This window comes from Bacteroides sp. 3_2_5 (assembly GCF_000159855.2).
Taxonomy (GTDB): Bacteria; Bacteroidota; Bacteroidia; order Bacteroidales; family Bacteroidaceae; genus Bacteroides; species Bacteroides fragilis.
The window spans coordinates 2,927,220-2,952,504 of sequence record NZ_JH636044.1 but is presented as its reverse complement, the minus strand read 5'-3'; the positions used below and the strand labels follow the sequence as shown (position 1 = coordinate 2,952,504).

The following is a 25,285-nucleotide window of genomic DNA, read 5'->3' as shown; positions in this document are numbered from 1 at the left end:
TTCCGGCTTGAACTATACCTATACCGGCTTGAACGGCAAAGATACGGATTAATCCTTTTTCTGCCCTTTATTCAGGGACATAAATGATCTCTCCATTCTCGAGTTCATAGGCTACACCTACTTTCTTTCCTCGTTTACCGGATGATTCTTTCTGTTCGGATGGAGTATATCGTTTAATCTCTTTACCTTCTTTTGTGATAATCTCCATGTTCTCTTGTCCGGGATTCTTTACCATCGTATAATCTTCTTTGGAGAAAATTTCGGTCATATTGAATCGGCTGACGAGTGCTACCATCAATGCCACAGCAAAAACCATGGCTACATCGAATAAGTTGGCTACTGTTCCCATTGGGTCAGTATCATTCTGGTTGTGTAGAAGTTTGTTTCGTGCCATGGATTAGGGTTTTACTGATAAATTCAAGGTCGTTTATTTCACGGGCATACCAACGTTGCCGGATTTGCAGGGTGACCACTCCGATAGCGGCTATAACCATACCTACTACAGTGGTGGCAAATGCTACTTGCATATTGTAGGCCATTGAAGCAATGTCTCCTGTGGCCAGACCTACAAGTGCGGGACCCATTGGGATTAATGTACCCATTAGCCCGAGCATGGGACCCAGCTTGACAAATGTACGTGAACGTCCCAATTCTTGTTCGGCATCTACTTCAAAGTTAGCAAGCAATCGCTCACAATAAGCTGCATTGTCCCGATGCGTATAAAGCTTGTATACACAGCGTTGCACGGGGGTACTTCTGTCTCCGGTAAGGGAATCCGCTTTTTCTTCGATATTGTCGGGAGTCAGTTCTTCCAACTGCTCGGCAAGAGATTTTTGAGTATGTACCCTACGATAAAATTCTCCGAAGAAGCCGCCTGCAAGCAGTACAGCACGCGCAAAGAATAGTAACAACAGAACTACTACCGGGACAAGTAGCCCGTTGGATATCCAGAAAAGCGCATTTGATATTGTTTCCATATTTATAATTGTTATTTCTTTAGTTGTTTCCTGTGCTAACGACACTAAGCAGTACGATAAACAGATTGGTGATAAAGAGTATTTCAAGTCGTAATTTCCGTTCTCCTACTATGTTTTTCAAGAGTAGGCTCAGTCCGGATATCAGTATAAAAACAGCAACTGAAGAGATGCCGGTGATCAGTCCGAAGCTGACTCCCGGAAAAGCGAAGAACAACTGTATAAGCAGATAGGTTAGTATGCCCGCCATTAGCAGTCCGGGATAAAAATTCAATATGTATGTAACTGTCCGTTGGAAAAGTGTCCGCTGTTTTGAGGTATCTGCAAAACAGTTGAAGCAAAAAGCGATCATTATTGAGGCTTCGAGCGTGACATATACTGAAAGGGTCAGTATGTGTGGGGCAGAGGCCAGCAGAGAGTTTATCTCTGTTGGCGATTGTTCCGTAGCCCATGGACCTATACAAATAAGGAAAACCGTATAGACAAGTGCTGACAACCAGATTCCCCATCGCGGATAGAAACCGGTTTTGAGAAGGAAACTTAAAACGATGAAACCGATTAGTAAATGAATGATATGTTCCATAAACTTATTTTTTACGTTTCAGCAGGTATATTACTCCACCGAATACTAAAAGAACAATAACGCCGGTAAGGATGCCATTTACCACATTCTTTTTCCGGTTTTCCGTTTTCGTGAGTTTCTCCTCTTTCAATACGATATCTTTTCCTTTTTCGTTTCCTGCCTGATGGACTTCTTGCATAACCAGACGATAACTTTCAGAGTCATTGTTGTCCAAGTGACCTTCTACAAATTGCTGAAGCTTTCGGTTATCGCATACAAATTCTGTACAGGCGGCACCGGCTTCGCGGGTGATTTGCGCATGTAGTCGGGCTGTTACTTTCAATTGTTCGTCGCTCGCTTTCCAGTATCCTTTCCGGGCACTTTCAAGCATGACTGAGGTCATTGCCTGATAAGAAGCCGGATTAATTCTTTGGAAATAGTCCCGGATACCCAAATGGTTTTCATCTACAATGTACATTTTATAGAGATCGTTGAAGATCTCTTTATCCATTGCCGATGGACGGGTGGCATGCCATCCGAAGATATTACGGAATATTTCACCGAACATTTGCGCGGTGGTGGCACCTCCTTTCATCCGTTCTTTCACGAAAGTTGGGTTGAGCACGGTAGCTCTCGCCTCTACAGCGATTGCTTCGTTGATATTCTGCATCCGTTTGTTGTTTCGATTGCGATAGTCAGCCATTAAGGCATCCGGTTCTTTACCGGTCAGTGTCTTCACTGTCAACGACAGACCTCCCATAAATTCGTATACATGGTCAAGTGAAAGTGGTCCCCAGGTATTACTTTGCCGGGGTTGTATCACTACATCAGTTTCGGAAAGGGCGGAAGCAAAAAGGTCTTTTTGCATACCTCCCCAGCTCTCTTCATCACCATAGGCGGCTCCCATATTGTTCAGATATCCGTCTACTAACTCCGATTCATGATCCCATCGGTCACTCTTTTCCGTATATGCCATCATACCGGTACTATATCCGCTGTTGACAGGACCAAATACACGCATGACTGACATCTCACGTGCTCTTTTGGGTGATACTCCTTTTTCTACCAGCAGTTTTTCCTGCAAGCGTGTACCGGAAGAGACATAATTAGGGTATGCTTTGTCGTCTGCGGCCGAAGCAAGGCGAACGGCATCGGTTAGCATAGTCAGTCGGGAACCCGCTATGTCACGTAGTTGTCCCGACACTTGTACGACGACGTTAACTCTTGGCCGGCCTAACTCTGAGGAAGGCACTAAGCGTAGATCGACCACACGTCCCATTTTGTCGCGTATGGGTTCTACGCCTAACATCCAGAATACTTGTGCCAGCGTAGCCCCTTCGGTCGTGATAAATTCACCGGCCCAAAAAGAGTAGCTTACTTTTCGTGGATACTCTCCGTTGTGATTCTCACGATAGGCTTTCAGTGTGGCTTCTGCCAATCGTTTGCCTTCTTCCCATGACAATATGCCCGGAGTTGTTTCTACATTGATACTATACATGTTCCGTCCCGTCGGCAGGACATTCGGATTGAGTACCGGATCTCCACCGGGAGCCGGAAATACTGTGCCACCTTTTAATCCGCGTAGCATGGCGTTCAATTCGTTACCGGTGGATGAAACTAAAAGCGCATGATAACGGAGTGCCTCTTGCAATTCGGGGGCGATCCCTGTGGTATCCTTAGGCGGATTTTGTAACAAGGGGATTAACCGTTGTTTGGCTATGGGTAAATAGTGATGGGTGATGTAGCCAAAATCTTGTAACTGTTCGGTCGTAATTTTACCTTTATCGCGATCACGTTTCGCCATTTGATAGGCTAAAGGATCGGCACTGACTGCAAGTGTGGTGGTAAGCAGGTCTCTCGCAGAATAGGTTTCACCGAGGGTATAATAAGCTCCAATCGTTTTTTCATTGGCTATCTCTTCGGCAAATAGATCAATACGTTCCAGTTCTTCGGCGGTATAAGGACGACTGGATACAGAATCTAATTTGAGGTCACGATGTAGCCCCAACTTTATGACCTCTTTTTTTATGCGGATTCCCAAAGTCCGGTTTTTCTCTATGTCTTCGGAAAGTATTTTGTGAATGTCTTCCAGTAAAGAAGTGTATCGTTGACGCATTCCGCTTTCCACATAGGGAGGAGTCAAGTGGGTGACAAGCACAGCATGAGTGCGACGTTTGGCAATGATACCTTCACCTACGTTACCGGTAGTATAATAATAGAAGTGAGGTAAGTCACCTACCAAAGCATCTGCCCAATCATTATGAGAAAGGGCTACATTTTTCCCCGGAGTATATTCAAGGTTGCCATGCGTGCCGAAATGAATTAACGCGTCTGCCTGAAACCCTTTTTGTACATATAGGTAAGGTGCCAGATAACTGTGCGGCGGTGCGACCGGCATGCCATGAACGAGTTTGAAATCATCGTCCCCCAATGCAGGACGGGGCTGAGGGAAAAGCAGGATGTTGCCGAAGCGGAGGCAGGCAATGGCTAATTGTGCTTCTCCTTGAGTGTTTGTTCCGGTCAGTAAATGGCCCGGAGCATCTCCGTAACGTTCAGTAACTTCTTTGTATTTATCCGGTTCGATTGCTTCATGTACCCACTTTTCATACTGTGTTTTAGTCAGCCAAACCGGATGGGCTGTCTGTAGAAACTTTTCTTGAGCTCCGGCAGCGTATGAACCCATTACAGCTCCATCCCGGTAGATTTGTTTGCCGAACTCCTCGACAGTAGCAGGAAGTCCGCTGACATCATAACCTTCGGTGCGTAGCCTTTTCAGAAAGTTGTAAAGTGACGGAATCACTTCCATTCCACTGGCCAATAATGCATCTTTGCCCGGTGTCTTGAAGTAACAGATGGCGATGCGTTTATCCGAGTTGGGTTTAGTACGTAAATCCAGATATTTGTGTACATGGCTGATGAAGTTATCCACTCTTTCCATTTCCGGTTCGTGCAGATAATATCCGCTTTTGTGTAAATTCTGTGTAGCAATTAACAAAGGTGTCATTCCTCCGTCTATTTCGGGGACGAGGACACGAGCTGTAAGGGTTCCGCCACTGACGGGTTTCATCGGATCAAGCCACTCTTCCCGTGACTGAATAAGGGGGAAAGGATTGAAAATGGGGATATTTTCGGTATGCAGCCAGTTAATCAGCGAATCATCTCCAAGTCTTCCCATGGGAAGGTAAACCAATGCATCCGGATGTAGAGAGCGTAGCATCTTTTCCCGCTTTTCCTTTCCTGCTATGGGATAAACATTAAATCCGGCTTGTGTCATTTTGGATATTAATGTGTCTACATGTGCTCTGTTACCTTCCATTGGAAAACTGACTCCGGAGATGAAAGCGATTTTAGGTCCGTTTTCATGGAAAATACCTTTTTGACGCAGATATTGTTCAAGGGCTTTCTGAGTCTCGAAGTATTTTCCATATTCTTGATGATAAAATAGATTGTTGGGCAGGCGAAGAGGGGCATCAAAAGTTTCAATGTTCCAGCGTGTCGGTGTGGCAATGTGTCGGAGATAACGTAATCCGTTCCGGTAATTCTGTCGGCAGGCATCCCCGAAATATTGCATAAGCATGGCTTCCTGCTCAGGGGTGATATTCCTGTTGATAATTGTATTGAAGTTACGCAGTGAAATCGTGAAAAGTGGAATACCGGCCGATGCGGCACGTTCCGCCTCCTTCATTTGTCGATCGTTCAGGTTGAGGCTGCGTCCATAGAGAACTACGGCATCATAGCCCTTAAAGGACTCCAATTTTTCGGTTTGTATGCAAGTAACTTCTATATTCCGGCTATCGTTGTTCAATACTATGTCGGCAGCTTGTGCCGGTAGCGGATTGACAATCAGGATCCGTGTCGGGGCCATCCAATAGCGGTAGCCGATAGTAAAGGCAATAGCCAGAAGCAATACGCTTCCGGCTATGTACAGTGTTCTTTTATGACGAAATAAGGTCAATACTTTCATGTTATCTTCTTGTTTTCTTTCTGCATTTTCGTTCGATATATCTCACTCCGAGTACAACTCCGCTTAATGAACAAACCGTGCCGCCAAGCAGCAATACCCACAGTACACTTTTACGAAGTGTAGGAGAGGAGTTCAGTCCTTGTATGCGTAGTCTGTGCAAAGCGGTATACATCCAGTATTTCCAACGGGCAGTGCTATTGACGTATCGGACTGTGGCTGTTTCCGGATGAATATAATAACAACTGTGGTCGGGATCGTCTACTGTGATTTTCCATACCGGTAATAAACTGCGGTCGCGATACATCCTACTCATGTCGCGGTAGTAAGTTTCGAATTTATCAATCAATTCGACCTTCAGATGGATGCTGTCCCCATGGATTGTCCTTACTGCGTCAGTAACCTGTTTTTTGTCCAATTTCAACGGATGGGGCAGAGAGTCGGAGGCATCGATGTACAGATCTCCTTCACTTCGTTTTACTATGTAGTAGGGTTTTGAACGGAAATTACTCCATTCCACCTGACGTACGTCCGGATATTCGGTTAGTATTTGCCGATAATCCAATAGATACTGATCCGGTTTGGGTGCTCCCTTCTTTATTTCCCGTGTGGGGTTCCTGTCCAATACCGGTTTGCTGATCCATGCCGGCACTTCCGCCAGTGACATCATACCACTGAAACAGAATGTCAGAACAAAAAGTCCAAAAACAATTCCCGTTACATAATGCCAGTGATACCACTTTTTGCGATAGGGTGAGAATTTTCCTTTTTGCTTTCGTGATCGACGCCATACATCAATACCTACCCACAATCCGGCAATAGTCATCAGGCATCCGATACCGGATAACCAGATTACCGTAATGCTCCATAAAGCGGCATCTTGGCGGAGCCAAGTAAAATAAACCCAATGAGGAATGGCTCCCAACCATGCCCAGAAACGTTCGTTACGGGTAGTGAACTGCAAGACTTCTCCGCTTTGCGAACCAATGTATAGCTGGTGCTTTTCTGTGTCGGCAAAGTGAAATTTATAGATGGGAAACTCTCTTTTCAGACTGCCGAAGGGTATCCATTGATCCAGTCGGTTCAAAGTATCGATTCTGTCTATCGGTGCGTTACACCATAGAGAGGCTACCCGGTGGATGCGGCTTCCGTCTATAACCGGAAGTGCCTGAACGGAGTCGGCCGGAAGATTGTGTTCACCTTTGTCCGTACGGATATGGAATATGGTTTGTCCGAGGTATCGGTCTAAACGGATTCCCTTAACTTTTTCTCCTTCGGGCAGGCGAGAAGTAATTTCACTGACAGAAGGCAGAGAAGGAGACAGAGGCTCCAGCTTTTCTAATTTTTCAGCTTGTGATGCACGTGGAAATCCGTGGTACATCATGACAAAAGCCGATAGGAACCAAACTAAAAACAGGATACTGAGCAGTGTGCCCAGTACCCTGTGAATGGTATACATGAATTTCGTGATCATCATTATAAAGTATAAGATGCGGAAAGCATGAAGTTACGAGGCATGCTTGGTATTAACTGATTACCAAGTGCCTGATTACAGTATTCTTTATTGAACAGATTATTGATGTTGACTCCCAGGCGCACATTGCTCTTTAATGTATAAGAGAAACCGAGGTCGGTCAGCCAGTAAGCATCGAACGAGCTCGTATTATCCGAGTTGCGGTATACTTTGTCCTGAAAACTGGTAGAAAAGTTTACTCCCAGTCCCTTTAACACGCCTTTGGATACGGTGTAAGCGCCAAAAGCATAGAATGTGTTTTTAGGAATGTAGGCATATTGTTTGCCTTTGCTTGAAGTGGTCGGCATATAAGGGTTGTCGGCTAAATCGCGTACCTTTGCATCGGTATATCCGTATCCGGCGCTCATCGACAAGTTGTAGATGGGACTCCAGGTAATGTCAATATCGAATCCTTTGGAATCCATTCTGCCTACTTGTCCCACAACTTTCTTGTCCAGTTCTACGCCGTTGGAAATATCGCCTTTGTTGGCAAGAGTCTGGCGGATATTATCCTTATTGATATAGAACAAACTTACGTTAGTCTGCAATGTACGTGTGATCTCGTATCGTGCACCCACTTCTACCTGGAAACCTTTCTCCGGCTTGAATACCTCTTTACCATTTACGGGAGTGAACTCTTTTCCATCCTTGTCGATATAAATGGTGTTAGCGTCATAAAATGCGCGGATAGGCTTGAAGTAAGTACCGTATGAACCGTAAACAGATAGTTTTTCAATAGGCAGATATACCAATCCGGCACGGAAGGTGAAGGCACCATTGGTTATTTTATTATAAGCATCGTCATCCGGTTTATCATAATGGCGTCCTCCGTCACTGGTGTTCAGGTTAGCAGTCTTATACATAAAAAGATCGTAACGTCCGGCCAGCATCATTTTCAGTTTATCACTGAATTCCACCAAGTCTTGCAGATAAAATCCGTGGGTAAATGTTTTCTGTGCAGTAACAAATCTGAAAGGAGCTTCCATCCAACCAATGCTGTGAGGGTTGTATACCGAGCCATGTCCTGTGGTTCCGGGACCGGTGGCTCCGGTGCTTCCATTGCCATAGGCCATATAAGAGTCACGCATCAAGGATACAAAAGAATAACCGCCCAAATAGTTGTGTGCAACGTCTCCCGTATAGAACTTTCCGCTTGCCTCCAATTGATTGTTCACAGTTTTAGCGATATGTGAAAAGCGTAGCGGGTAACTGTAGTAGATGGAGTCCAGGCAGATATACTTTTTGGTATCATTGCCCTGTTTGTCTTTGGTCATGTAATAATGATCATAGATAGGACGGTCGCTTGTGAGGTAGTCCAGTGATTCGGTACCGAAGTAGTCAATGTCGTCATAGGTATAAGACAATTTCTCCATCAATTTGAAAGCTTCGCTGAATGTGTGCTTATACATGGCGGAAACATTGAATCCACGGTTGTACATAAAGTCCGATTCACTGTTGTAGCGGGCTTTCTTGTTCAGTCCGGGCAGGGCATCTCCCTTACTCAGATATTTGCTGCCGTCTGTGGCTGAGAGGATGTCATAAGACATTGTGGGAGGTAAACCGATTTCTGTCGGATAGAAATCGCGGTTAGCTCCGATACGGATATCCAATTCGTCATTTTCTGTCAAATGCCCTCCTAAGGCCAGATAGCCGGAGAGACGTTTGGTAGCATTGCTTCTCCATCCTTCCTGATCCTGCCAATTGACGCTGGCACGGTAGTTCAATGGTCCTATCAGTTTACCGCCCAAAGCCATTGTGGCCTGCTTGTTATAGTAACTGCCATAAGCCAGGCGGGCATAGACACTTTGCTTGCTTACAGGAGCCTTGCGGACAATATTGAGGACACCACCCACAGCGGATTGTCCGTAGAGTACTGAAGCCGGACCTTTTAACAGTTCGATGCTTTCCACAGCCGATAAGTCCATGAACGGATAAGAGTTGTCAATAGACGAGCGTTCGTCACGTACCCCGTCTACCATGATTACAGAATTATCGAATCCACGGATTGAGAATTGGGTAAACGCTCCGTAAGAGGTACGAAAGCGCACACCGGGAAGGAAGCGGGAGGCTTCCTGTATATCCCGGATGTTTCGTTTCTCAAGCATTCCGGAAGTAATGGAGTTGGTTGAAATAGGAATGAACTTTGCCGGAACATCCAGTTTCAAAGCATCGGTCTTGCGTCTGTAGTTGGTTGCCACTACTACTTCGTTGATTGAAAATACAGAATCGTTGAAGTTAGTATATTCTTTATTTTTCTGTTGTGCCTGTGAGGGAAGTAATAAAGCACTCCCCAATGCAGCTAATATGATTCTTTTCATTCGTCTTTGTCTTTTGAGTATTTGTCTTTTTTCTTCATTATATCCACCATTTCATGCTTTAGCATAAATTGGGCATGATCGATAAACAGTTGTTGGATGGCGGGTATTTCGCCCAACCCCTGCATACGTACATCTACTTTCAAACCTTCTTTTTCAAGGGCTTCTTTCCAGTCGACGGCTATATCGTTATTGGCGTGATCACCTGCCACAAACATGAACGGAACCAGCGTAACCTGTTTCGTTTTGTTATCTTTGAGTTGCTGAAGCATGGTGTCGAAAGTCGGATAACCCTCGATAGTGCCTACATGGAAGTTTTTTAATCCTTTGGCTTTCAGCATGTAGTCGATCATTGCATAAGTGGCGGTACTGGGAGTGTAGGTTCCATGACCCACAAGTACTACACTTCCTTTTTCCGGTTTGCCTGCACCGAGGATATCTACTACTGCCTCAGCATCTTCTACCGAATAGAGCAGCGGGTTACCTACCCGGATCTCTTTAAAAAAACGGGCTACTGAAGCAACATCACGCCTCAATGATTCCATTTCAACGCCTTCTATGATATTGGTGCTTTGCACAATGACGTGTGTATAGCCATCTCCGAGAAGTTTCAGCAGCGCTTCCAGCGGATTAGGTTTTTCAATGCCACGAGCTTTGAGGCGGCGCATTACGATACGTGAGGTATAAGCTTCACGCATTTCCATTTGTGGAAATGCTTCTTTGGCTTTCGCATTGATGGCATCGATCGTCTTGGTGCGGGTGTCATCATAGGTAGTGCCGAAGTGTACCATAAGCAAGGCGGCTTTATCACCCGGCTGCATGCCGGCCAGCATATCGGAGGCCACGAAGTTCCCCCCTTCGTGCGCAGAGCAGAAGAGGGAAACTAACAAGAATAAAGAGAGAATATATGTTTTCATTGTTTATTTCTTAAAACGAAGGGTTAAACTTACATATGCCATACGTCCCGGAGAGAGGAGTGCGTAGTTCACACCGTTAGGACGAGTATCACGTTTGTTGAAAATATTGTCGAGACCCATACCGAAGTCCAGTCCCAAGTGTTGGAAACCTGTCAGTGAGTGTTTTACATTCAAGTTCCATACGCCATAGCCCGGAGCGTCACCGTAGCTATGTCCCGGGTGGAAACGTTTGCTTTGGAAACGACCGTTGATATTTACGTTCAGCATATAGTCGTTCCATGCATGTGTGTAGTTTCCTGCTACGGTTCCGGTGTGGCGTACCGAGCGTTCAATGTTACCCCATACACCGTCCACACTCTTGCCACGTGCATAAGCGTAAGCATAGTTTCCGTTCAGGCTGAAGCCTGCGCCGAGGTTGGTGGCTGCGTTTACTTCAAAACCTCTGACAACACCTTTGTCGAGGTTGCCATAAAGTTTGTAATTGGCGAGTTTTTTGGCCTCGGCATCTGTCAGGTTAAATTCTTTCTGGGCTGCTGCACGTAATTCCTCACCGTTAGGAAGATCTGCTAGTTTGTATGTAGTAGAATTGATCATATCTCCGATATAATTCAAATAACCGGTAACAGAAACATTCAGGCGGTTTGTATTGTATTCCAGATTTACAGAATAATAATTACTGTGTTCTGCTTTTAAATCTTTATTACCTTGAGTGATAGTTGTACCTTTATTCATATAATAATAAAGTTCGTCCAGACCGGGGGCGCGGTAACCGGTGGAGTAAGTACCACGAATATTGAAAGCACCTACTGAATACATCACAGCCACTTTCGGAGTGAAGCGTCCGCCTGCCAGCTCGTGATAATCATAGCGTACGCCGGCAATACCGGTCAGACAATTCCATAATTTAATTTCGTGTTGCGCATAAGCGGATGCCGTATACACTGACTTGTCCACCCTTGCACTGGGACGATCCAGGCTTTCAGAGCGGTAATCCACTCCCAGTACCGTCATGTTGTTTTTGGCAAAGTTGAAGATTCCCTTTAGCTCTGCATCATAAAAGTGCTGCTCTTTGGTTTTGGCGTAATCTCCAATAGCAATCTTATTTTTATCGTCAGCTACAGTATATTTGTAGTTCTGCATATAGTTATCATTCATCAAATCGAGTTGGATGGAAGAACGCTTGTTGATTTTGTAACGTCCTCCCAAACCGAAGTTATACGATTCGTAATGTAGATCATACTTGGAACCTCCATCGATATCCGCTGTGTATACAGGGCGGTCCGTCAACTTCCAATAGTATCCTCCGTTAGCATAGAACGAGAGCTTTTCAGTCGGTTCGAACGTGAATTTCTGGTTTACCAGATTAGAATGGAAACCATTGGATGTAGCTGATACGGTCGGTACTGTCGATACATTACCTTTTTTATCAGTAACATATGCCAGATCGCTGTTCTGCCATCCTGCACTTTGTTCGTGTTTATAGGAGGTATATGAGCCGAACTTTTCTGTTGCAATATCCGCATTTACCATTTGTGTCAGTTGGCGATGATCTTCATATCGGGTGGTAGAAGTCACCTGCATCAGTTCTTTCGGTTCGTTGGTGATGATATTGATCACACCGGCAATGGCGTCAGAGCCATAGAGTGACGAACCGGCACCATCCAGCACTTCGATGCGTTTCACACGGCTCATATCAATGCGTGAGAGGTCGATATTATTAGATGTATCTCCGGTCAGTTTACGTCCGTTGATCAGAATCAGCACATATTTATTGGAGAGTCCGTTCATCATCAGGTAAGATCCCATTGAGTTGGTAGAGAACGAAAGAGAAGGAACCAGCATGGTCATTGCCTGCTGAAAGTCTGTGATACCGGCTTTCTTTATTTCATTGGCGGTTACTACTTCCACCGGTGCCGGTGTGTTTTTGAGCCTTTGGTGTGTACCGGTACCTGTTACAACTACAGGATTCAGGTCAACACTCATCTCTGTCTTCTTGCCTGTCGCGTGTTGTTGTGCAAATGCACCCATTGCCGCGCATCCTCCCAAGAGGATGGTCAGTAAGCATCTTTTGTTCATTGATGTTTTTGAATAATGTGTTAGTAAACGGCCTTCCTGACCCCGGGAGGGCACTGTTATCTATGTCTGCTTCGGCAGGTTTCCTGACTATCCCTTTTTGAAAAGCTACCTTCCCGTCATGCTTTACAGGCTATGACAGTGGTATATGTAGAAATGCTTTTCTTATCTTCTTCCGATTATGATGGCAACAGTAGAAGAGCAGGGGGATCACAGTAGCGGGCACTGTTCGGGATTTACACCCGATTCCCTTTTATGCAACGAACAGAAAGTCCGGTATGCATCACCTAAGCGGCTGCAAATATATACATTTATTAGATTATATAGAAATAAATTAAAAAATATACCGATTAATAGGTACATATAAAAAAGTCCTGATAGACGCTTTGTTTTTGGAAATTTGACATTCTGCATCCTCCTTTTAGAATCTCTATTTTGATGAAAAAGAGGCTCTAAAAGAGGAAGATGCCGATTCAGCCTTTATTGAGGCACTGATGGAAAGGGAGCCGGATTCTCGCTGTCGGAGTGTATAAAGGAAGATGAATCTTATATTTTTCATTAACAATTCTTCATCTATTGGTTTTTATCCTTATCTTTGTCCCGAATTGGTTTCGAATGAAGACTTTCGTCATTCGGATTAAAAGGGAATCGGGTGTAAATCCCGGACAGTCCCGCTGCTGTGAAGCTTCATCGATATCTTGAAACAATCCTTTCGCCACTGACGTGGGGGGAATACCTCCGTCGGGAAGGCTTCAAGATTAGAAGTCAGTCAGAAGACCTGCCGTTCATCAAAGGCTGTTTTTACTCGTGGGATTAGGAAAGCAGTACGAAAAAAGTATTTAATCAGGAAAAAAAGAAAGGTGGTGTGCCTGTGAAAAAGGTATGTCCGTGTTGTGGTGCTGTGTTTCAATGCCGGCACGACAATATATTATTATGTCATTGTGCTACGGTAAAGCTCGACTCGCTGCAACGTGCTTATATCAAGGAGCATTTCCCGGACTGTTTGTGTCACGATTGCCTAAAGAAAATACAAGAAGGGGAATTGGCCTGTAAGGCAAATCTTTCTTGTACGGATGGTGTGGGTGAAGTAACTGATCGACTCTCCGGGGATATGTAAACAAGTATTCAATCAACATAACTTTTTATACTATGGAACTTTTAAGAAACCTGTTTGAGGGATACCCCAACCTTTGGGGTGGAGGAGTGGCACATTCCGTGCTTATCCTGTCGCTGGTCATTGCGTTTGGCATTATGCTGGGTAAAATAAAAGTAGCAGGCATCTCTCTGGGAGTTACCTGGATTTTGTTTGTCGGCATTGTCTTCGGACATTTTAATCTGAATCTGAACGAGCATTTATTGCACTTTCTGAAGGAGTTCGGACTTATCTTATTTGTATATTCCATCGGATTGCAGGTGGGGCCCGGATTCTTCTCCGCTTTTAAGAAAGGAGGATTCACCCTCAATATGTTGGCTATGATCGTTGTCTTTGCAGGAGTCATCATTACCCTTGCATTGCATTTTATAACCGGAATACCGATTACCACCATGGTAGGTATTTTATCGGGAGCGGTGACCAACACACCCGGATTGGGTGCTGCGCAACAGGCCAACAGTGACCTGACCGGGATAGATGCACCGGAGATTGCTTTGGGATATGCTGTAGCCTATCCGTTGGGCGTAGTGGGATGCATCATGTCGCTGTTAGGCCTTAAATACCTTTTCCGTATTAATATCAAGCAGGAGGAAGCCGAAGCCGAACAGGGACTGGGACATTTACAAGAGTTGACAGTACGTCCTGTTTCATTGGAGGTCCGTAATGAAGCTCTTCACGGTAAACGTATTAAGGATATACGTCCATTGGTAAACCGTAATTTTGTGGTATCGCGTATCCGGCATTTGAATGGAAAGAAAGAGTCGGAATTGGTAAATTCCGATACTGAGCTTCATCTGGGTGATGAAATATTGGTTATTGCGACTCCGATAGATATAGAGGCGATCACTGCGTTTTTCGGCAAACCGATCGAAGTGGAATGGGAACAGCTGAACAAAGAACTGATTTCACGCCGAATTCTGATAACCAAGCCCGAACTGAACGGTAAGACATTGGCGCAATTGAAGATTCGTAATAATTTTGGTGCCAGTGTCACCCGCGTCAACCGTTCGGGAGTGGATCTGGTGGCAAGTCCCCAGTTGCAATTACAAATGGGAGACCGTGTGACGATTGTCGGCAGTGAGTTGGCGGTGAGTCATGCAGAAAAGGTATTGGGTAATTCGATGAAACGCCTGAATCATCCGAATCTGATTCCTATTTTTCTGGGTATTGCCTTGGGATGTATCCTGGGTAGCATCCCGTTTATGTTTCCCGGAATTCCCCAACCGGTTAAACTCGGGTTGGCAGGAGGCCCGTTGATTGTTTCGATTCTTATCAGCCGTTTCGGCCCGCAGTATAAGCTGATTACTTATACCACTATGAGTGCCAATCTGATGATAAGGGAAATCGGCATCTCGCTGTTTCTTGCTTGTGTCGGTCTCGGAGCTGGCGACGGATTTGTGGAAACCATTATCCATGAAGGCGGATATGTGTGGATCGCTTACGGTATGATTATAACAATCGTTCCCCTGCTGCTGGCCGGTTTTATCGGACGTTATGCTTTCAAGCTGAACTATTATACGTTGATAGGGGTGTTGGCCGGTTCCACAACGAATCCGCCGGCGTTGGCCTACTCCAATGATCTGACATCGTGTGATGCGCCGGCAGTAGGTTATGCTACAGTCTATCCGCTGACGATGTTCCTGCGTGTGCTTACGGCACAATTATTAATTCTTTCGTTAGGTTGAGTTCTAAATAATAATAAAGATAAGCAATGTGACAAGGAGAGTCTGGTGAAATGAAATGACTTATGTGCTTTCTCTTTCCTTTCTTTTTTGTACTTTTGCGCCCGATTTAAAAAAGTGAGCAATTTTATGACTACAAATGAATCTTTGATTTCCATATCCAAGTTCATTGCCGGATATTCGGCCCATTTGATGGGAGCAGGTGTGCATACCTCCCGTGTGATCCGTAATTCAAAGCGTATCGGAGAAGCCTATGGAGTGGATGTGAAGTTGAGTGTGTTTCACAAAAACATCATTCTGACTATCATCGACAACGAGACGCGTGAAGCTTGCAATGAAGTGATTGATATCCCTCCCCATCCGATCAGTTTTGAACACAACTCAGAGTTGAGTGCCTTGAGCTGGGAGGTTTACGACAAACATCTGTCTTTACACGAATTGTCGGATAAGTTCAACAAAATCATATCGGCACCGAAAATAGATCCGCTATTTGTTCTTTTACTGGTCGGATTTGCCAATGCTTCATTCTGTAAGTTGTTTGGTGGCGATATTATTTCTATGGGCATTGTCTTTTCGGCTACCATCACCGGACTTTTCCTGAAGCAACAGATGCAGAAGAAGAAAATCAATCATTATATTATTTTCATTGTTTCCGCTTTTGTTGCGTCGCTTTGTGCATCGACGGCACTGATTTTTGATACCACTTCGGAGATAGCTCTTGCCACCAGCGTGCTTTATCTGGTTCCGGGTGTACCGTTGATCAACGGTGTGATTGATATTGTAGAGGGATACATCCTTACGGGATTTGCCCGATTGACGGAAGCCGCGCTACTGATTGTCAGCATTGCGATAGGCCTGTCGTTTACATTGTTAATGGTTAAAAACAGTTTGATATGATAGCTTTAGATATTCTTTCCGATGGATTTTTTGCCGCAATAGCGGGTATTGGTTTTGGAGCCATATCCGATCCTCCGTTGCGGGCTTTCAAGATGATTGCGATACTTGCGGCAGCCGGACATGCCTGTCGTTATTGCCTGATGACTTTCCTGGGTGTCGACATTGCCACGGCTTCTTTGTTCGGGGCATTGGTTATCGGCTTTGGCAGTTTGTGGCTCGGGCGGAAGGTGTATTGTCCGATGACTGTGCTTTATATACCGGCATTGCTCCCGATGATTCCGGGTAAGTTTGCCTACAATATGGTGTTCTCGTTGATTATGAGTCTGCAAACAATGAACGAACCGGAGCGTCTGGGCAAATACATGGAGACGTTTTTCTCTAATGGCCTGGTTACCTGTACCGTTATCTTTATGTTGGCAGTAGGAGCTACCTTCCCCATGTTTCTGCTTCCTCACAAAGCTTTTTCCCTGACACGGCATTAATCAATTTATCTATTAAATAAAGAATCTATATTTTATGGAGATTTTCTGGAAAACTATTGCGTATTATAATTCTGCTACATGGATCTATCAGTTGCTGATCATTGTCGCCGGCCTGCTGTTGACAGTGATGCTTATAAAGAATCCCCGTCCGTGGGTAAAGATGGGCATGAAGCTATATATGATTTTTCTGTATTTGTGGATTGCTATCGCATATTATGCCATCTGTTGCGACGAGCGCAGTTATAACGGGGCGCTGGCTATGTTCTGGGTGGTTATGGCCACGATATGGGTATGGGATGCCATCACCGGATATACTACTTTCGAACGTACATATAAATATGATATCCTTTCGTACGTATTGTTGATTTTACCATTTGTATATCCTTTGGTATCCATTGCGAGAGGACTTATTTTTCCAGGCATTACATCGCCGGTAATGCCTTGCTCGGTAACAGTTTTCACGATCGGTCTGCTTTTGTTGTTCTCCCGTAAGGTAAATATGTTTTTGGTGCTGTTCCTGTGCCATTGGTCGCTGATCGGCTTATCGAAGACTTACTTCTTTAATATTCCGGAGGATTTCCTTTTGGCCAGTGCAACGATCCCTGCCTTATATCTATTTTTCCGGGAGTATTTCCTCAACAACCTGCATGCCGATACAAAGCCTAAAGCAAAGTACATTAATTGGTTGCTTGTCTTTGTATGCGTATCTATCGGAATTTTACTTACCACCACCCTGTTTCTGGAGTTGATGCCGGGCAAGCAGCCGTAGCACTTTTTACCGGTAAAGATGCACCCTCACAGAGAAATATCCGTATCTTTGTAGGATAAAAACCGACAATAATGGAATGTAGGATGATTTCTCAATTTCTGATAGCGGCTCCTTCTTCGGGCAGTGGAAAGACAACGGTCAGTCGTGGATTGATGGCTCTGTTGATTAAGAAGGGACTGAAGGTTCAACCTTTCAAATGCGGTCCCGACTATATCGACACCAAATATCATACGGCAGTTTGCAGACGTCCTTCCATCAATTTGGATACCTTTATGGCTTCGGCCGGACATGTAAAGGAGCTTTATGCCCGTTATGCCACAGGAGCCGATGCCTGCATCACGGAGGGTATGATGGGGATGTATGACGGTTACGACCGTGACCGGGGTTCCTCGGCAGAAGTGGCCGGATTACTGAATTTACCTGTCATATTGGTGGTCGATGCCAAATCGGCCGCTTATTCGGTGGCTCCTTTGCTTTCGGGCTTCATTCACTTTCGTCCCGAGATCAGGATAGCGGGTGTTATATTCAATCGGGTAGGGTCTCCGCGCCATTACGAAATGTTGCAGGAAGTCTGTACCGAGTTGGGAATTGCCTGTTTGGGGTATTTACCCAAACAGGAGAGCTTGGTACAGGAATCACGTTATCTGGGGCTGGATTTCAGCCATTCGAAAGGAACGGACGCACTGGAAGAGCTGACCGGATTAATGGAAAAGTACATCGACTATAACCGTTTGCTTGAGGAAACGAAACTTCCTGCTCCGATACCTCCTGTTTCAAATATTTCTCTACAGGAAGATTTAAAGATCTCCGTGGCATGCAATTCGGAATCTTTCTCTTTCATTTATCAGGAACATCTGGATGTGCTTTGCCGCCTGGGAACCGTTATTCTCTTTAATCCGGAGGATAATCGCCCGTTGCCAGAAGGTACGGACTTGCTTTATCTTCCCGGAGGCTATCCGGAAAAGCATTATGAGAAATTGCGTCAGGCTTGGCAAAGGATGCAGTCTATACGTAACTACGCGGAGTCCGGTGGACGAGTACTTGCCGAATGCGGAGGAATGATTTATCTCTCTAAAGGCATTCTCCTTGACCGGTCGGAGCACTCGGACAGTGAGGTCGGGTTGCAGGCAGGGGTACTTCCGTTCTTTATCTCGAATCGTAAGGCTGACAGGCGCTTGACTCTGGGGTACCGGCAGTTCGATTATAACGGACAACATCTTCGCGGACACGAGTTTCACTATACACAATTCGAGCCGAAACCGGAAGAGTCACTGGAATCTGTCACTCAGGTATACAATGCCAAGAGAATGCCTGTCAGTACACCTGTGTTCCGATATAAAAACGTGATAGCCAGCTATACGCATCTATACTGGGGGGAGATCGATTTACTTAAATTGTTTGAATGATGAAACGAATCTATACACGGACCGGTGACCGGGGAACAACCGGCATTCATGGCGGAGAAAGGGTAGAGAAAGATGATATCCGGATCGAGGCGAACGGGACCATCGATGAATTGAATGCAGTGATCGGCATTATCCGTTCATTGCTCCCTCAGGAGCATGACTGGCAGAAGTTGCTGCACCACCTCCAAAGAGAGTTAATGGTAGTTATGAGTCATGTGGCTACTCCATCCGCCATTCGCGATAAGAATCCGAATGTGCTGTCGCCCGGACTGGCGGCTTTCTGTGAGCAAGAGATGGATACAATGACTGCCGGACTGAAAGAGAACGGTTATTTCCTGTTGCCCGGTGGCACACCTGTCTCTGCTCAGTTACAGTTTGCCCGTACCGTAGCCCGCCGTGCAGAGCGGCGGCTCTGGACCTTGAATCGGCAAGATGCTGTTCCGGAAGAGATTCTGAGCTTTATCAATCGTCTGTCCGATCTGTTTTTTGTAATGGCACGCTTCGACATGCAACAACAGGACTGGCCGGAGGAACGCTGGCAGGCTTTCGCATATAAGACAAAGAAGAAATAAAAACAAGCATCCGTTCCAAATCCTTTCCGGCAGAGGGACAGGGAGGATGATATAAAAACGAAGTGAAAACACTCGGGCAGTAACTGTTTCCCTTCCAAAACAAAGCAAACATGATAATTAGTAAAAATCCTTTGGGCGACATAGCCAAACTAAACAGGATTTGTGCTTCGGCACAGATCGGATGGTGGGAAGTGAACTTCACTACAGGAAAGTGTTTTATTTCGGAAACCCTGCTTAAATCATTGGAAGTCAGTAGTGAATGGTTAGACATTGACGAGTTGATGTCTACCGTACGACAGGATTATCGTAAGCGCATTACGGATGAGTTTACCTCCATACCTCGGAAGGGGGTGTTCGAACAGACCTTTCCTGTGACTTCCGGTCGCGGTAATGTATTCTGGATACATTGTGCGTTGAGCATGGAGGAGGAGAATGAAGAAGGGCAATTGATTGCCACCGGATATGGCCAGCGGATAGAGAGTCCGGAGACACAAGGTTATCAATGTGCATGGAATCAGCGCATCAACAATTTGCTCTATTGCCAGAACTCCATTGCCAACTCGCTCCTGAAACTTTTGAGTAATGATACCGGTGACGAATTGTTTGAAGAAATGCTGGCTGACATTCTGTACTTCTTTAAAGGTGCCCGGGTCTACATCGTGCGCTACAACTGGAAAAACGGAAATCAAAGCTGCCTTTATGAAGTGGCGGCCTGTAACGTGATCACCCTGAAAGAGAAACTACAGAATATCTGTTCGGAAGATGCTCCCTGGTTCTATCAGCAGATACATGCTAATCGTCCCGTTATTTTGAACTCACCCGACGAACTGCCTCCGCTTGCCGTGCGTGATCGCGAAGTACTGGCCGAAAACGGGACAAACTCGATGATGCTGGCACCTCTGATGCGTGAGGAAGGGGTATGGGGATATATGGGTATCGACATCGTAGACGGATACCGGAAGTGGAACAGTGAAGATTATCAATGGTTCTCTTCGCTGGCAAATATCATTAGTATCTGCATGGAGCTGCGCATGATCAAAGAGCGGGTGATGCACAGTGAGAAATTGTTTCACGATATATTCACCAATATTCCGGTGGGTCTCGAACTATATAATAAGGAAGGTATGTTGCTGGACTGCAATAACCGGAACCTCGAGATATTCGGTGTCGGCGATAAGAGCCGGATCATCGGACTGAACCTGTTTGAAAGTCCCAATATGACCCGGGATATACATGAAAGCCTTCGGGCAGGCCGTCCCGGTACATTTCATCTGAAATACGATTTCGATGAAGAACGCAGGCTTTTTCAGTCGGAGCGAAGAGGAGTGATGGATCTCGACATACGGAGCCTGATGCTTTATGATGCGGAAGACAACCTGTCAAACTACCTGTTGGTCAATATCGATAATACGGAGCGCAACAATGCGCTGAGTAAGGTGCACGACTTTGAGAACTTCTTCTCTATTATCTCTGATTATTCCAAAGTGGGGTATGCCAAAATCAATCTGCTGGATCACACCGGATTCGCCGTCCGCCAGTGGTATCGTAATCTGGGAGAAAGCCATGATACACCTTTGGCGGACATTATCGGTATCTTTTCACACATGCATCCTGATGACCGTAAGTCAGTGCTCGATTTTTATGAAAAGGCGAAAGCGGGTACGGAACGCTTCTTTGACGGTGATCTGCGTATTCGTCCGGCAGATGGTTCGGATCGGTGGAACTGGATACACAAGTCTTCTATGGTGACTGCCTATCAGTCACCCAATCCACGGTTGGAACTGGTAGAGGTGAACTATGATATAACAGTTCAGAAAGAGACGGAAGCGGAGCTTCGGGCCGCACGGGACAAGGCGGAAGAGTCCAATCGGCTGAAGTCTGCTTTCCTGGCAAACATCAGTCATGAAATACGTACGCCGCTGAATGCCATTGTAGGCTTCTCCGATCTTCTGATGACGGTTGACGATCCGGCAGAGCAGGAAGAGTTCCGCCGGACCATACAGAAAAACAATACATTGCTTCTGCAATTGTTTTCGGATATCATCGATCTTTCAAAGATCGATGCGGGATCGTTTGAGTATATGCCGAAACCTGTCTGCCTTTATCAGTTCTGTGCCATGATGGTGCAGAAGATGAGGAACAAGGTGCCCGAAGGAGTCGAACTGCAGATTGACGAGGACTCACCGCTCGATGCCTGGTTCAGTGCCGACAGCGGATATCTGAATCAGGTGGTTACCAACTTTATGAGCAATGCGATTAAGTTTACGCATCGAGGCACCATCACTGTCGGCTATCGGATCGATGCCCGGCAGCAACTTGAAATGTTCGTAGAAGATACAGGTATCGGTATTTCCATTGAAAATCAGGAAGCTGTTTTCGACCGCTTTATGAAAGTGGACAGTTTTGTACAAGGTACCGGGTTGGGGCTTCCCCTGTGCAAAAGCATTATCGAGAAGATGGGCGGACACATTGGCGTAATCTCCGAGTTGGGGAAGGGTTCACGCTTCTGGTTCACGCTTCCAGCTTTTTCTTGTATACCCACACGCTGAGCCCGAAATAGACGATCACCTGTATCCACAGTGTAATGTATTCCGGCTGTATGTCTGCCATATCGGCTCCCATCGAGTTTAGCTTGATGAAAGCAAGCGTGGCGGGTGCGGCCGGGAGGATGTAATGTGCCATGCGCCAATACCATGGCATCAGTTCCAGCGGGTAGGAGACTCCGGACAGGAAAATCAAGCCTACCGAGAAGAAAGCGATCATCAGCAGCGGAGCTTCCGAATCGGTGAAGTAACGCGAGGCTGCCAGCCCGAAGAAAGAGGTCGCCATCAGATAAGGTACCATCATAGCGGTAATGTACAGTCCGTTTCCGATATTGGGAATGCTGAAGAAGTGGGGTAATAATCCTAACAAGAACATGGAGAAGACCGTATAAAGTCCGCAGTACACAAAAGTCTTTCCGGCAACGAGACGCATTGCCCCTCCCCAGAGTCCGCTTTTATCCGCTGTCCTGCCCCCCGGAAGCAACGGTTCTGTAGCGCGGTGCTGATACTCGTCACCCGTCAGCATACCGATAACCATCAATAAGGTCTGGAAGATAATGACCATCATGACAGCCGGAATCAGATAAGAACCATACCCCTCGGTGTGGTTATAGAGTGCGGTGCCGGCCACGTTTACGGGCTTGGCCATGGCCACGGCAAGCAGTCCCTGCGGGGGGAGGAATACGGCACCGTCCATGCGATGGGCATCGTTGATGGCAAGGTATACACGTGAAGTGGCTTCTTGCAGCGCTTCAAAATAGAGAAAGGCGTCTGTGGTGGCGTATAGTGAGAATACAGCCTCGCGTCCCTGGAAGACACGGGTCTCAAAATCATGCGGAATGTACAGAATGCCTTGTACCTTGCCCTCTTTCATCCATTCGCGGGCTTCCCGATAGTCCACGGCTTGTGCGTATACGGCTACTTGCGGCGTGGCGTCGAGCCAACGGATGTATTGCCGGCTAAGGCTGCTGTGCGAGTTGTCGACCACTGCCACCGGAGCGTCGGTCACGATATTGGGAGCATACATATAGTTATAGAGCAACCCATAAACAAAGATACCTCCCATCAGTACCAACAGTACGGCATAGCTGGTGCTGATGGCACGAAACTCACGTGCGATGATAAAGGAAATCTGCGAAAGTTTACCGGATGTTTTCATATTTACGACTGATTATGGCTCGTCTGAGGTGCGGAAGCATCGCCAACGCCAATAACGGGAAGATACAGAGTATCACTGCCGAAGGCCATAGGTGGATAAATCCGCCGCCATAGTAGAGCATGGTTTGTGTAATTTCGGTGTAATGGCGCACCGGAAACAGATAAGAGGCGTCGCGCACCAACGGATACATGTTGAGTACCGGAAAGGTGACACCGGATAAAGTAGCTCCCAGCGAGCCGACCATGGATACGATACTGATGATGATTGCCACGGCAGGGAACAGGGAGAAGATGAACAATGCCAGTGCCTGGGTGGCAATGATAAAGAGCACTGTCATGACGTTGAGCAGCAGCCAACTCCCTTGAAAAGGTATATGCAGGATGCCAAACATGACAAAGTTGCCCAATATACCGATCAGGCTGAAGATAAGCGTATAAGGCAACAGCTTGCCCGTAACGGCAACCGTGATGTCGCCGCCCGCCGCCTGTAACCATTGACCGGCTGTACCGAACTTTATTTCGCTTCCTACGGCATATACCGTGATAAGCAGTACCAACACCTGAAAGAGTACAAAAAAGAAAGGCTGGCTCAGGTAGACCGAGTAATCCAGCGACGGGTTATAAATGGGATGATTGTTGGCTTGCACGGGGAGTAGAAAGGTTTCTATCTGCTGTTCGTTCACTCCCAGCGCCACAGCTTTCATCACGATGGGGGAGAGAGCTACGGGTGCGAGCGAGCTTTCGAAGGCGGCCATCAACTCACCTCCTACCGAGAGCAGGGCATAGTGATAATAATAGTTCAGAGTGGCGTCCTGCCCCGATATCATATCTTGTTCAAAGCGGGGAGGGATCGAGAGATAACCATATATTTCTTTCTGCTGTACCGCTTTGCGTGCCTCGGCTTCGTCAACGAAGTGGCGGGTTACCCGGAAGGTGGGTACGGCAGACATCCGCCGGGTAATATCTCTCGAAGTGGCCGTGTTGTCCCGGTCGACAATGCCGATGGGGATATTTTCCATCTGCCCGTTGCCGAATATGGTAGCCATGAAAAAGAGCGTGAACAACGGAAGTACCAGGCAGACACCGAAGTAGAGGCGTCGAGAGGTCATCCGTTGCCACTCACGTTGTATGACACGGGTTATAGGGGAGTGTTGCATAATTAGATTGTCTTTGAGTTTTGATTTACCACAGAGTAGCACAGAGTCCCACTGAGAATATCTTTTCTCTTAAACATCCTGTAAACAAGAGATTAAAACTCTGTGAGTCTCTGTGTCTTCTGTGGTGAATCGTATTCATTTCTCTATTTGATTTCTACCAGTACCGACATTCCCGGACGCAGCCCCTCCACTTTCTTGGTGGGACGAGCGTGGATTTCGAATGTCTGTAAATCATAGCTGCCCGTTTGCTTGGTCGACTTCCAGGTAGCAAAACTACCCAGCGGACTGATATAATATATCTTGAACCCGATTCCTTTTTGGGCCAGGGCGGGCACATCCCCAATGAATGTACCTCCCATACGGAAGTCCGGCATCAGGTCTTCCCTTACGTTCAGTACCACGTGTATATCATCCATCACCACCAGGTTCATGATCGGAGTGCCCGGTGCGACAAGTTCGCCCCGTTTAGGAAAGATGGTTGCTATTTGTCCATCTTCCGGTGCGATCAGGCGGGCATCCACCAGGAGTGATGAAACTTCATCAACCGTGCTGTTGGCCGCATTGACCATCGAGCGGGCCGAGGCTTTATCTTCACTTTGTGCTCCGTCTACAGCCATTTGATATTGCTCGTAAGCAGCCCGTTCGGCCGCTTGTGCGGCTTTGTACATGGCTTCCACTTCATCTTTACGTTGAGAAGTGACTACACTGTCCTTATATAAAGTGAGAATACGGTTGTACGTTGTCCGTGCCAATGTCAGGTCGCTTTGAGTTTTGTTCCATAATTGCTGCGCCGTAGCTATGATCTGCTTGCGGGTTCCGGCGTCAATCTTCTTGTTCTGTTCTACGGCTACTTGTTTCAATGCGTCCACCTGGCGATACTTGGCCTCTACAGTCGGACTGTTGATGACTACCAGCGTATCTCCTTGTTTCACCCACTGGCCTTCTTCAACCAGGAAGGTGTCGATGCGTCCCGGCAGTTTGCCGCTGATGCGAATCTCGGTAGCTTCGGCCTGCCCTTGCAAGACGAGAGGCTGGTGGCGCATGGCAATCATTCCGATGACGGTGAAGAGTGCTACTGCCACAAGTACAACGATGAATGCGATACTTAAGGTTCTGCCTTTTTTAGATTCTGAATTCTCCATCTCTTATTA

General features: G+C 46.3%; 19 protein-coding genes and 2 riboswitches. Of the genes, 8 read left to right on the top strand and 11 right to left on the bottom strand.

The window, feature by feature from the left end:
* Window positions 1-67 precede the first annotated feature (67 nt).
* The 8 genes from BSHG_RS06090 to BSHG_RS06125 are packed head-to-tail and all read right to left on the bottom strand — an operon-like array spanning window position 68 to window position 12,318.
* Window positions 68-394, bottom strand: a complete 327-nt coding sequence (locus BSHG_RS06090) for a DUF2149 domain-containing protein (protein WP_005788017.1) — start codon at window positions 392-394, stop codon at window positions 68-70.
* Entirely contained in the window at window positions 360-977 is a 618-nt protein-coding gene (locus tag BSHG_RS06095) for a MotA/TolQ/ExbB proton channel family protein (RefSeq protein ID WP_005793570.1), read from the bottom strand. Before BSHG_RS06095 ends, BSHG_RS06090 begins: the two co-directional genes overlap by 35 nt.
* Before the next feature lie 19 nt (window positions 978-996).
* A complete protein-coding gene (locus BSHG_RS06100) occupies window positions 997-1,557 on the bottom strand; it encodes a hypothetical protein (RefSeq protein ID WP_005788013.1) in 561 nt (186 codons plus the stop codon).
* Window positions 1,558-1,561: 4 nt separating this feature from the next.
* Entirely contained in the window at window positions 1,562-5,500 is a 3,939-nt protein-coding gene (locus tag BSHG_RS06105) for a cobaltochelatase subunit CobN (RefSeq protein ID WP_008660378.1), read from the bottom strand.
* Between the two features lies 1 nt (window position 5,501).
* Entirely contained in the window at window positions 5,502-6,974 is a 1,473-nt protein-coding gene (locus tag BSHG_RS06110; protein ID WP_008660375.1) for a PepSY-associated TM helix domain-containing protein, read from the bottom strand.
* Window positions 6,974-9,328: a TonB-dependent receptor gene (locus BSHG_RS06115; protein ID WP_008660373.1), complete on the bottom strand. Its 2,355-nt coding sequence runs from the start codon at window positions 9,326-9,328 to the stop codon at window positions 6,974-6,976. The genes BSHG_RS06110 and BSHG_RS06115 overlap by 1 nt, the downstream gene beginning before the upstream one ends.
* Complete coding sequence (locus BSHG_RS06120; RefSeq protein ID WP_005793582.1) at window positions 9,325-10,242, bottom strand: sirohydrochlorin cobaltochelatase; 918 nt, start codon at window positions 10,240-10,242, stop codon at window positions 9,325-9,327. Before BSHG_RS06120 ends, BSHG_RS06115 begins: the two co-directional genes overlap by 4 nt.
* Before the next feature lie 3 nt (window positions 10,243-10,245).
* Window positions 10,246-12,318: a TonB-dependent receptor plug domain-containing protein gene (locus tag BSHG_RS06125; RefSeq protein ID WP_008660371.1), complete on the bottom strand. Its 2,073-nt coding sequence runs from the start codon at window positions 12,316-12,318 to the stop codon at window positions 10,246-10,248.
* A 55-nt stretch (window positions 12,319-12,373) separates the two neighbouring features.
* Window positions 12,374-12,621: riboswitch (cobalamin riboswitch) on the bottom strand.
* Between the two features lie 283 nt (window positions 12,622-12,904).
* Window positions 12,905-13,116: riboswitch (cobalamin riboswitch) on the top strand.
* A 64-nt stretch (window positions 13,117-13,180) separates the two neighbouring features.
* Between BSHG_RS06125 and BSHG_RS22275 the strand changes: the two genes are divergently transcribed.
* From BSHG_RS22275 to BSHG_RS06160, 8 genes are all read left to right on the top strand, one after another.
* Complete coding sequence (locus BSHG_RS22275) at window positions 13,181-13,432, top strand: cysteine-rich CWC family protein (RefSeq protein WP_008768918.1); 252 nt, start codon at window positions 13,181-13,183, stop codon at window positions 13,430-13,432.
* Window positions 13,433-13,464: 32 nt separating this feature from the next.
* Window positions 13,465-15,153, top strand: a complete 1,689-nt coding sequence (locus tag BSHG_RS06130; protein WP_008660368.1) for a putative transporter — start codon at window positions 13,465-13,467, stop codon at window positions 15,151-15,153.
* 126 nt (window positions 15,154-15,279) lie between these two features.
* Window positions 15,280-16,047, top strand: coding sequence for a threonine/serine exporter family protein (locus tag BSHG_RS06135; RefSeq protein WP_005787997.1), 768 nt, complete (start codon window positions 15,280-15,282; stop codon window positions 16,045-16,047).
* On the top strand, window positions 16,044-16,529 hold the full coding sequence (locus BSHG_RS06140) for a threonine/serine exporter family protein (protein WP_005787995.1): 486 nt from the start codon (window positions 16,044-16,046) through the stop codon (window positions 16,527-16,529). The genes BSHG_RS06135 and BSHG_RS06140 overlap by 4 nt, the downstream gene beginning before the upstream one ends.
* 34 nt (window positions 16,530-16,563) lie before the next feature.
* Window positions 16,564-17,298: a DUF6064 family protein gene (locus BSHG_RS06145; protein ID WP_005803628.1), complete on the top strand. Its 735-nt coding sequence runs from the start codon at window positions 16,564-16,566 to the stop codon at window positions 17,296-17,298.
* Window positions 17,299-17,369: 71 nt separating this feature from the next.
* A complete protein-coding gene (locus BSHG_RS06150) occupies window positions 17,370-18,704 on the top strand; it encodes a cobyrinate a,c-diamide synthase (RefSeq protein ID WP_005803626.1) in 1,335 nt (444 codons plus the stop codon).
* Window positions 18,704-19,276 carry a cob(I)yrinic acid a,c-diamide adenosyltransferase gene (locus BSHG_RS06155; protein WP_008660362.1) on the top strand — a complete coding sequence of 191 codons (573 nt, stop codon included), beginning with the start codon at window positions 18,704-18,706 and terminating at the stop codon, window positions 19,274-19,276. The genes BSHG_RS06150 and BSHG_RS06155 overlap by 1 nt, the downstream gene beginning before the upstream one ends.
* A 110-nt stretch (window positions 19,277-19,386) precedes the next feature.
* Window positions 19,387-21,825, top strand: coding sequence for an ATP-binding protein (locus BSHG_RS06160; RefSeq protein WP_008660361.1), 2,439 nt, complete (start codon window positions 19,387-19,389; stop codon window positions 21,823-21,825).
* On the opposite strand, the gene BSHG_RS0220580 is transcribed toward BSHG_RS06160, so the two are convergent.
* The 3 genes from BSHG_RS0220580 to BSHG_RS06165 form a co-directional block, all read right to left on the bottom strand.
* Window positions 21,788-22,978: an ABC transporter permease gene (locus BSHG_RS0220580; protein WP_032497425.1), complete on the bottom strand. Its 1,191-nt coding sequence runs from the start codon at window positions 22,976-22,978 to the stop codon at window positions 21,788-21,790. The genes BSHG_RS06160 and BSHG_RS0220580 overlap by 38 nt on opposite strands.
* Window positions 22,962-24,134 (bottom strand): ABC transporter permease, encoded by a 1,173-nt coding sequence (locus tag BSHG_RS0220575; protein WP_005803619.1) that lies wholly within the window; start codon window positions 24,132-24,134, stop codon window positions 22,962-22,964. Before BSHG_RS0220575 ends, BSHG_RS0220580 begins: the two co-directional genes overlap by 17 nt.
* 143 nt (window positions 24,135-24,277) lie before the next feature.
* A complete protein-coding gene (locus BSHG_RS06165; RefSeq protein ID WP_005777960.1) occupies window positions 24,278-25,276 on the bottom strand; it encodes an HlyD family secretion protein in 999 nt (332 codons plus the stop codon).
* Window positions 25,277-25,285: the final 9 nt, after the last annotated feature.

Coding starts and splice junctions, on each gene's coding strand:
- BSHG_RS06105 (WP_008660378.1), bottom strand. CDS start 5,500: ATGAAAGTATTGACCTTATTTCGTCATAAAAGAACACTGTACATAGCC.
- BSHG_RS0220575 (WP_005803619.1), bottom strand. CDS start 24,134: ATGCAACACTCCCCTATAACCCGTGTCATACAACGTGAGTGGCAACGG.
- BSHG_RS06155 (WP_008660362.1), top strand. CDS start 18,704: ATGAAACGAATCTATACACGGACCGGTGACCGGGGAACAACCGGCATT.
- BSHG_RS0220580 (WP_032497425.1), bottom strand. CDS start 22,978: ATGAAAACATCCGGTAAACTTTCGCAGATTTCCTTTATCATCGCACGT.
- BSHG_RS06150 (WP_005803626.1), top strand. CDS start 17,370: ATGGAATGTAGGATGATTTCTCAATTTCTGATAGCGGCTCCTTCTTCG.
- BSHG_RS06120 (WP_005793582.1), bottom strand. CDS start 10,242: ATGAAAACATATATTCTCTCTTTATTCTTGTTAGTTTCCCTCTTCTGC.
- BSHG_RS06100 (WP_005788013.1), bottom strand. CDS start 1,557: ATGGAACATATCATTCATTTACTAATCGGTTTCATCGTTTTAAGTTTC.
- BSHG_RS06135 (WP_005787997.1), top strand. CDS start 15,280: ATGACTACAAATGAATCTTTGATTTCCATATCCAAGTTCATTGCCGGA.
- BSHG_RS06115 (WP_008660373.1), bottom strand. CDS start 9,328: ATGAAAAGAATCATATTAGCTGCATTGGGGAGTGCTTTATTACTTCCC.
- BSHG_RS06160 (WP_008660361.1), top strand. CDS start 19,387: ATGATAATTAGTAAAAATCCTTTGGGCGACATAGCCAAACTAAACAGG.
- BSHG_RS06140 (WP_005787995.1), top strand. CDS start 16,044: ATGATAGCTTTAGATATTCTTTCCGATGGATTTTTTGCCGCAATAGCG.
- BSHG_RS06090 (WP_005788017.1), bottom strand. CDS start 394: ATGGCACGAAACAAACTTCTACACAACCAGAATGATACTGACCCAATG.
- BSHG_RS06110 (WP_008660375.1), bottom strand. CDS start 6,974: ATGATGATCACGAAATTCATGTATACCATTCACAGGGTACTGGGCACA.
- BSHG_RS06145 (WP_005803628.1), top strand. CDS start 16,564: ATGGAGATTTTCTGGAAAACTATTGCGTATTATAATTCTGCTACATGG.
- BSHG_RS06130 (WP_008660368.1), top strand. CDS start 13,465: ATGGAACTTTTAAGAAACCTGTTTGAGGGATACCCCAACCTTTGGGGT.
- BSHG_RS06165 (WP_005777960.1), bottom strand. CDS start 25,276: ATGGAGAATTCAGAATCTAAAAAAGGCAGAACCTTAAGTATCGCATTC.
- BSHG_RS06095 (WP_005793570.1), bottom strand. CDS start 977: ATGGAAACAATATCAAATGCGCTTTTCTGGATATCCAACGGGCTACTT.
- BSHG_RS06125 (WP_008660371.1), bottom strand. CDS start 12,318: ATGAACAAAAGATGCTTACTGACCATCCTCTTGGGAGGATGCGCGGCA.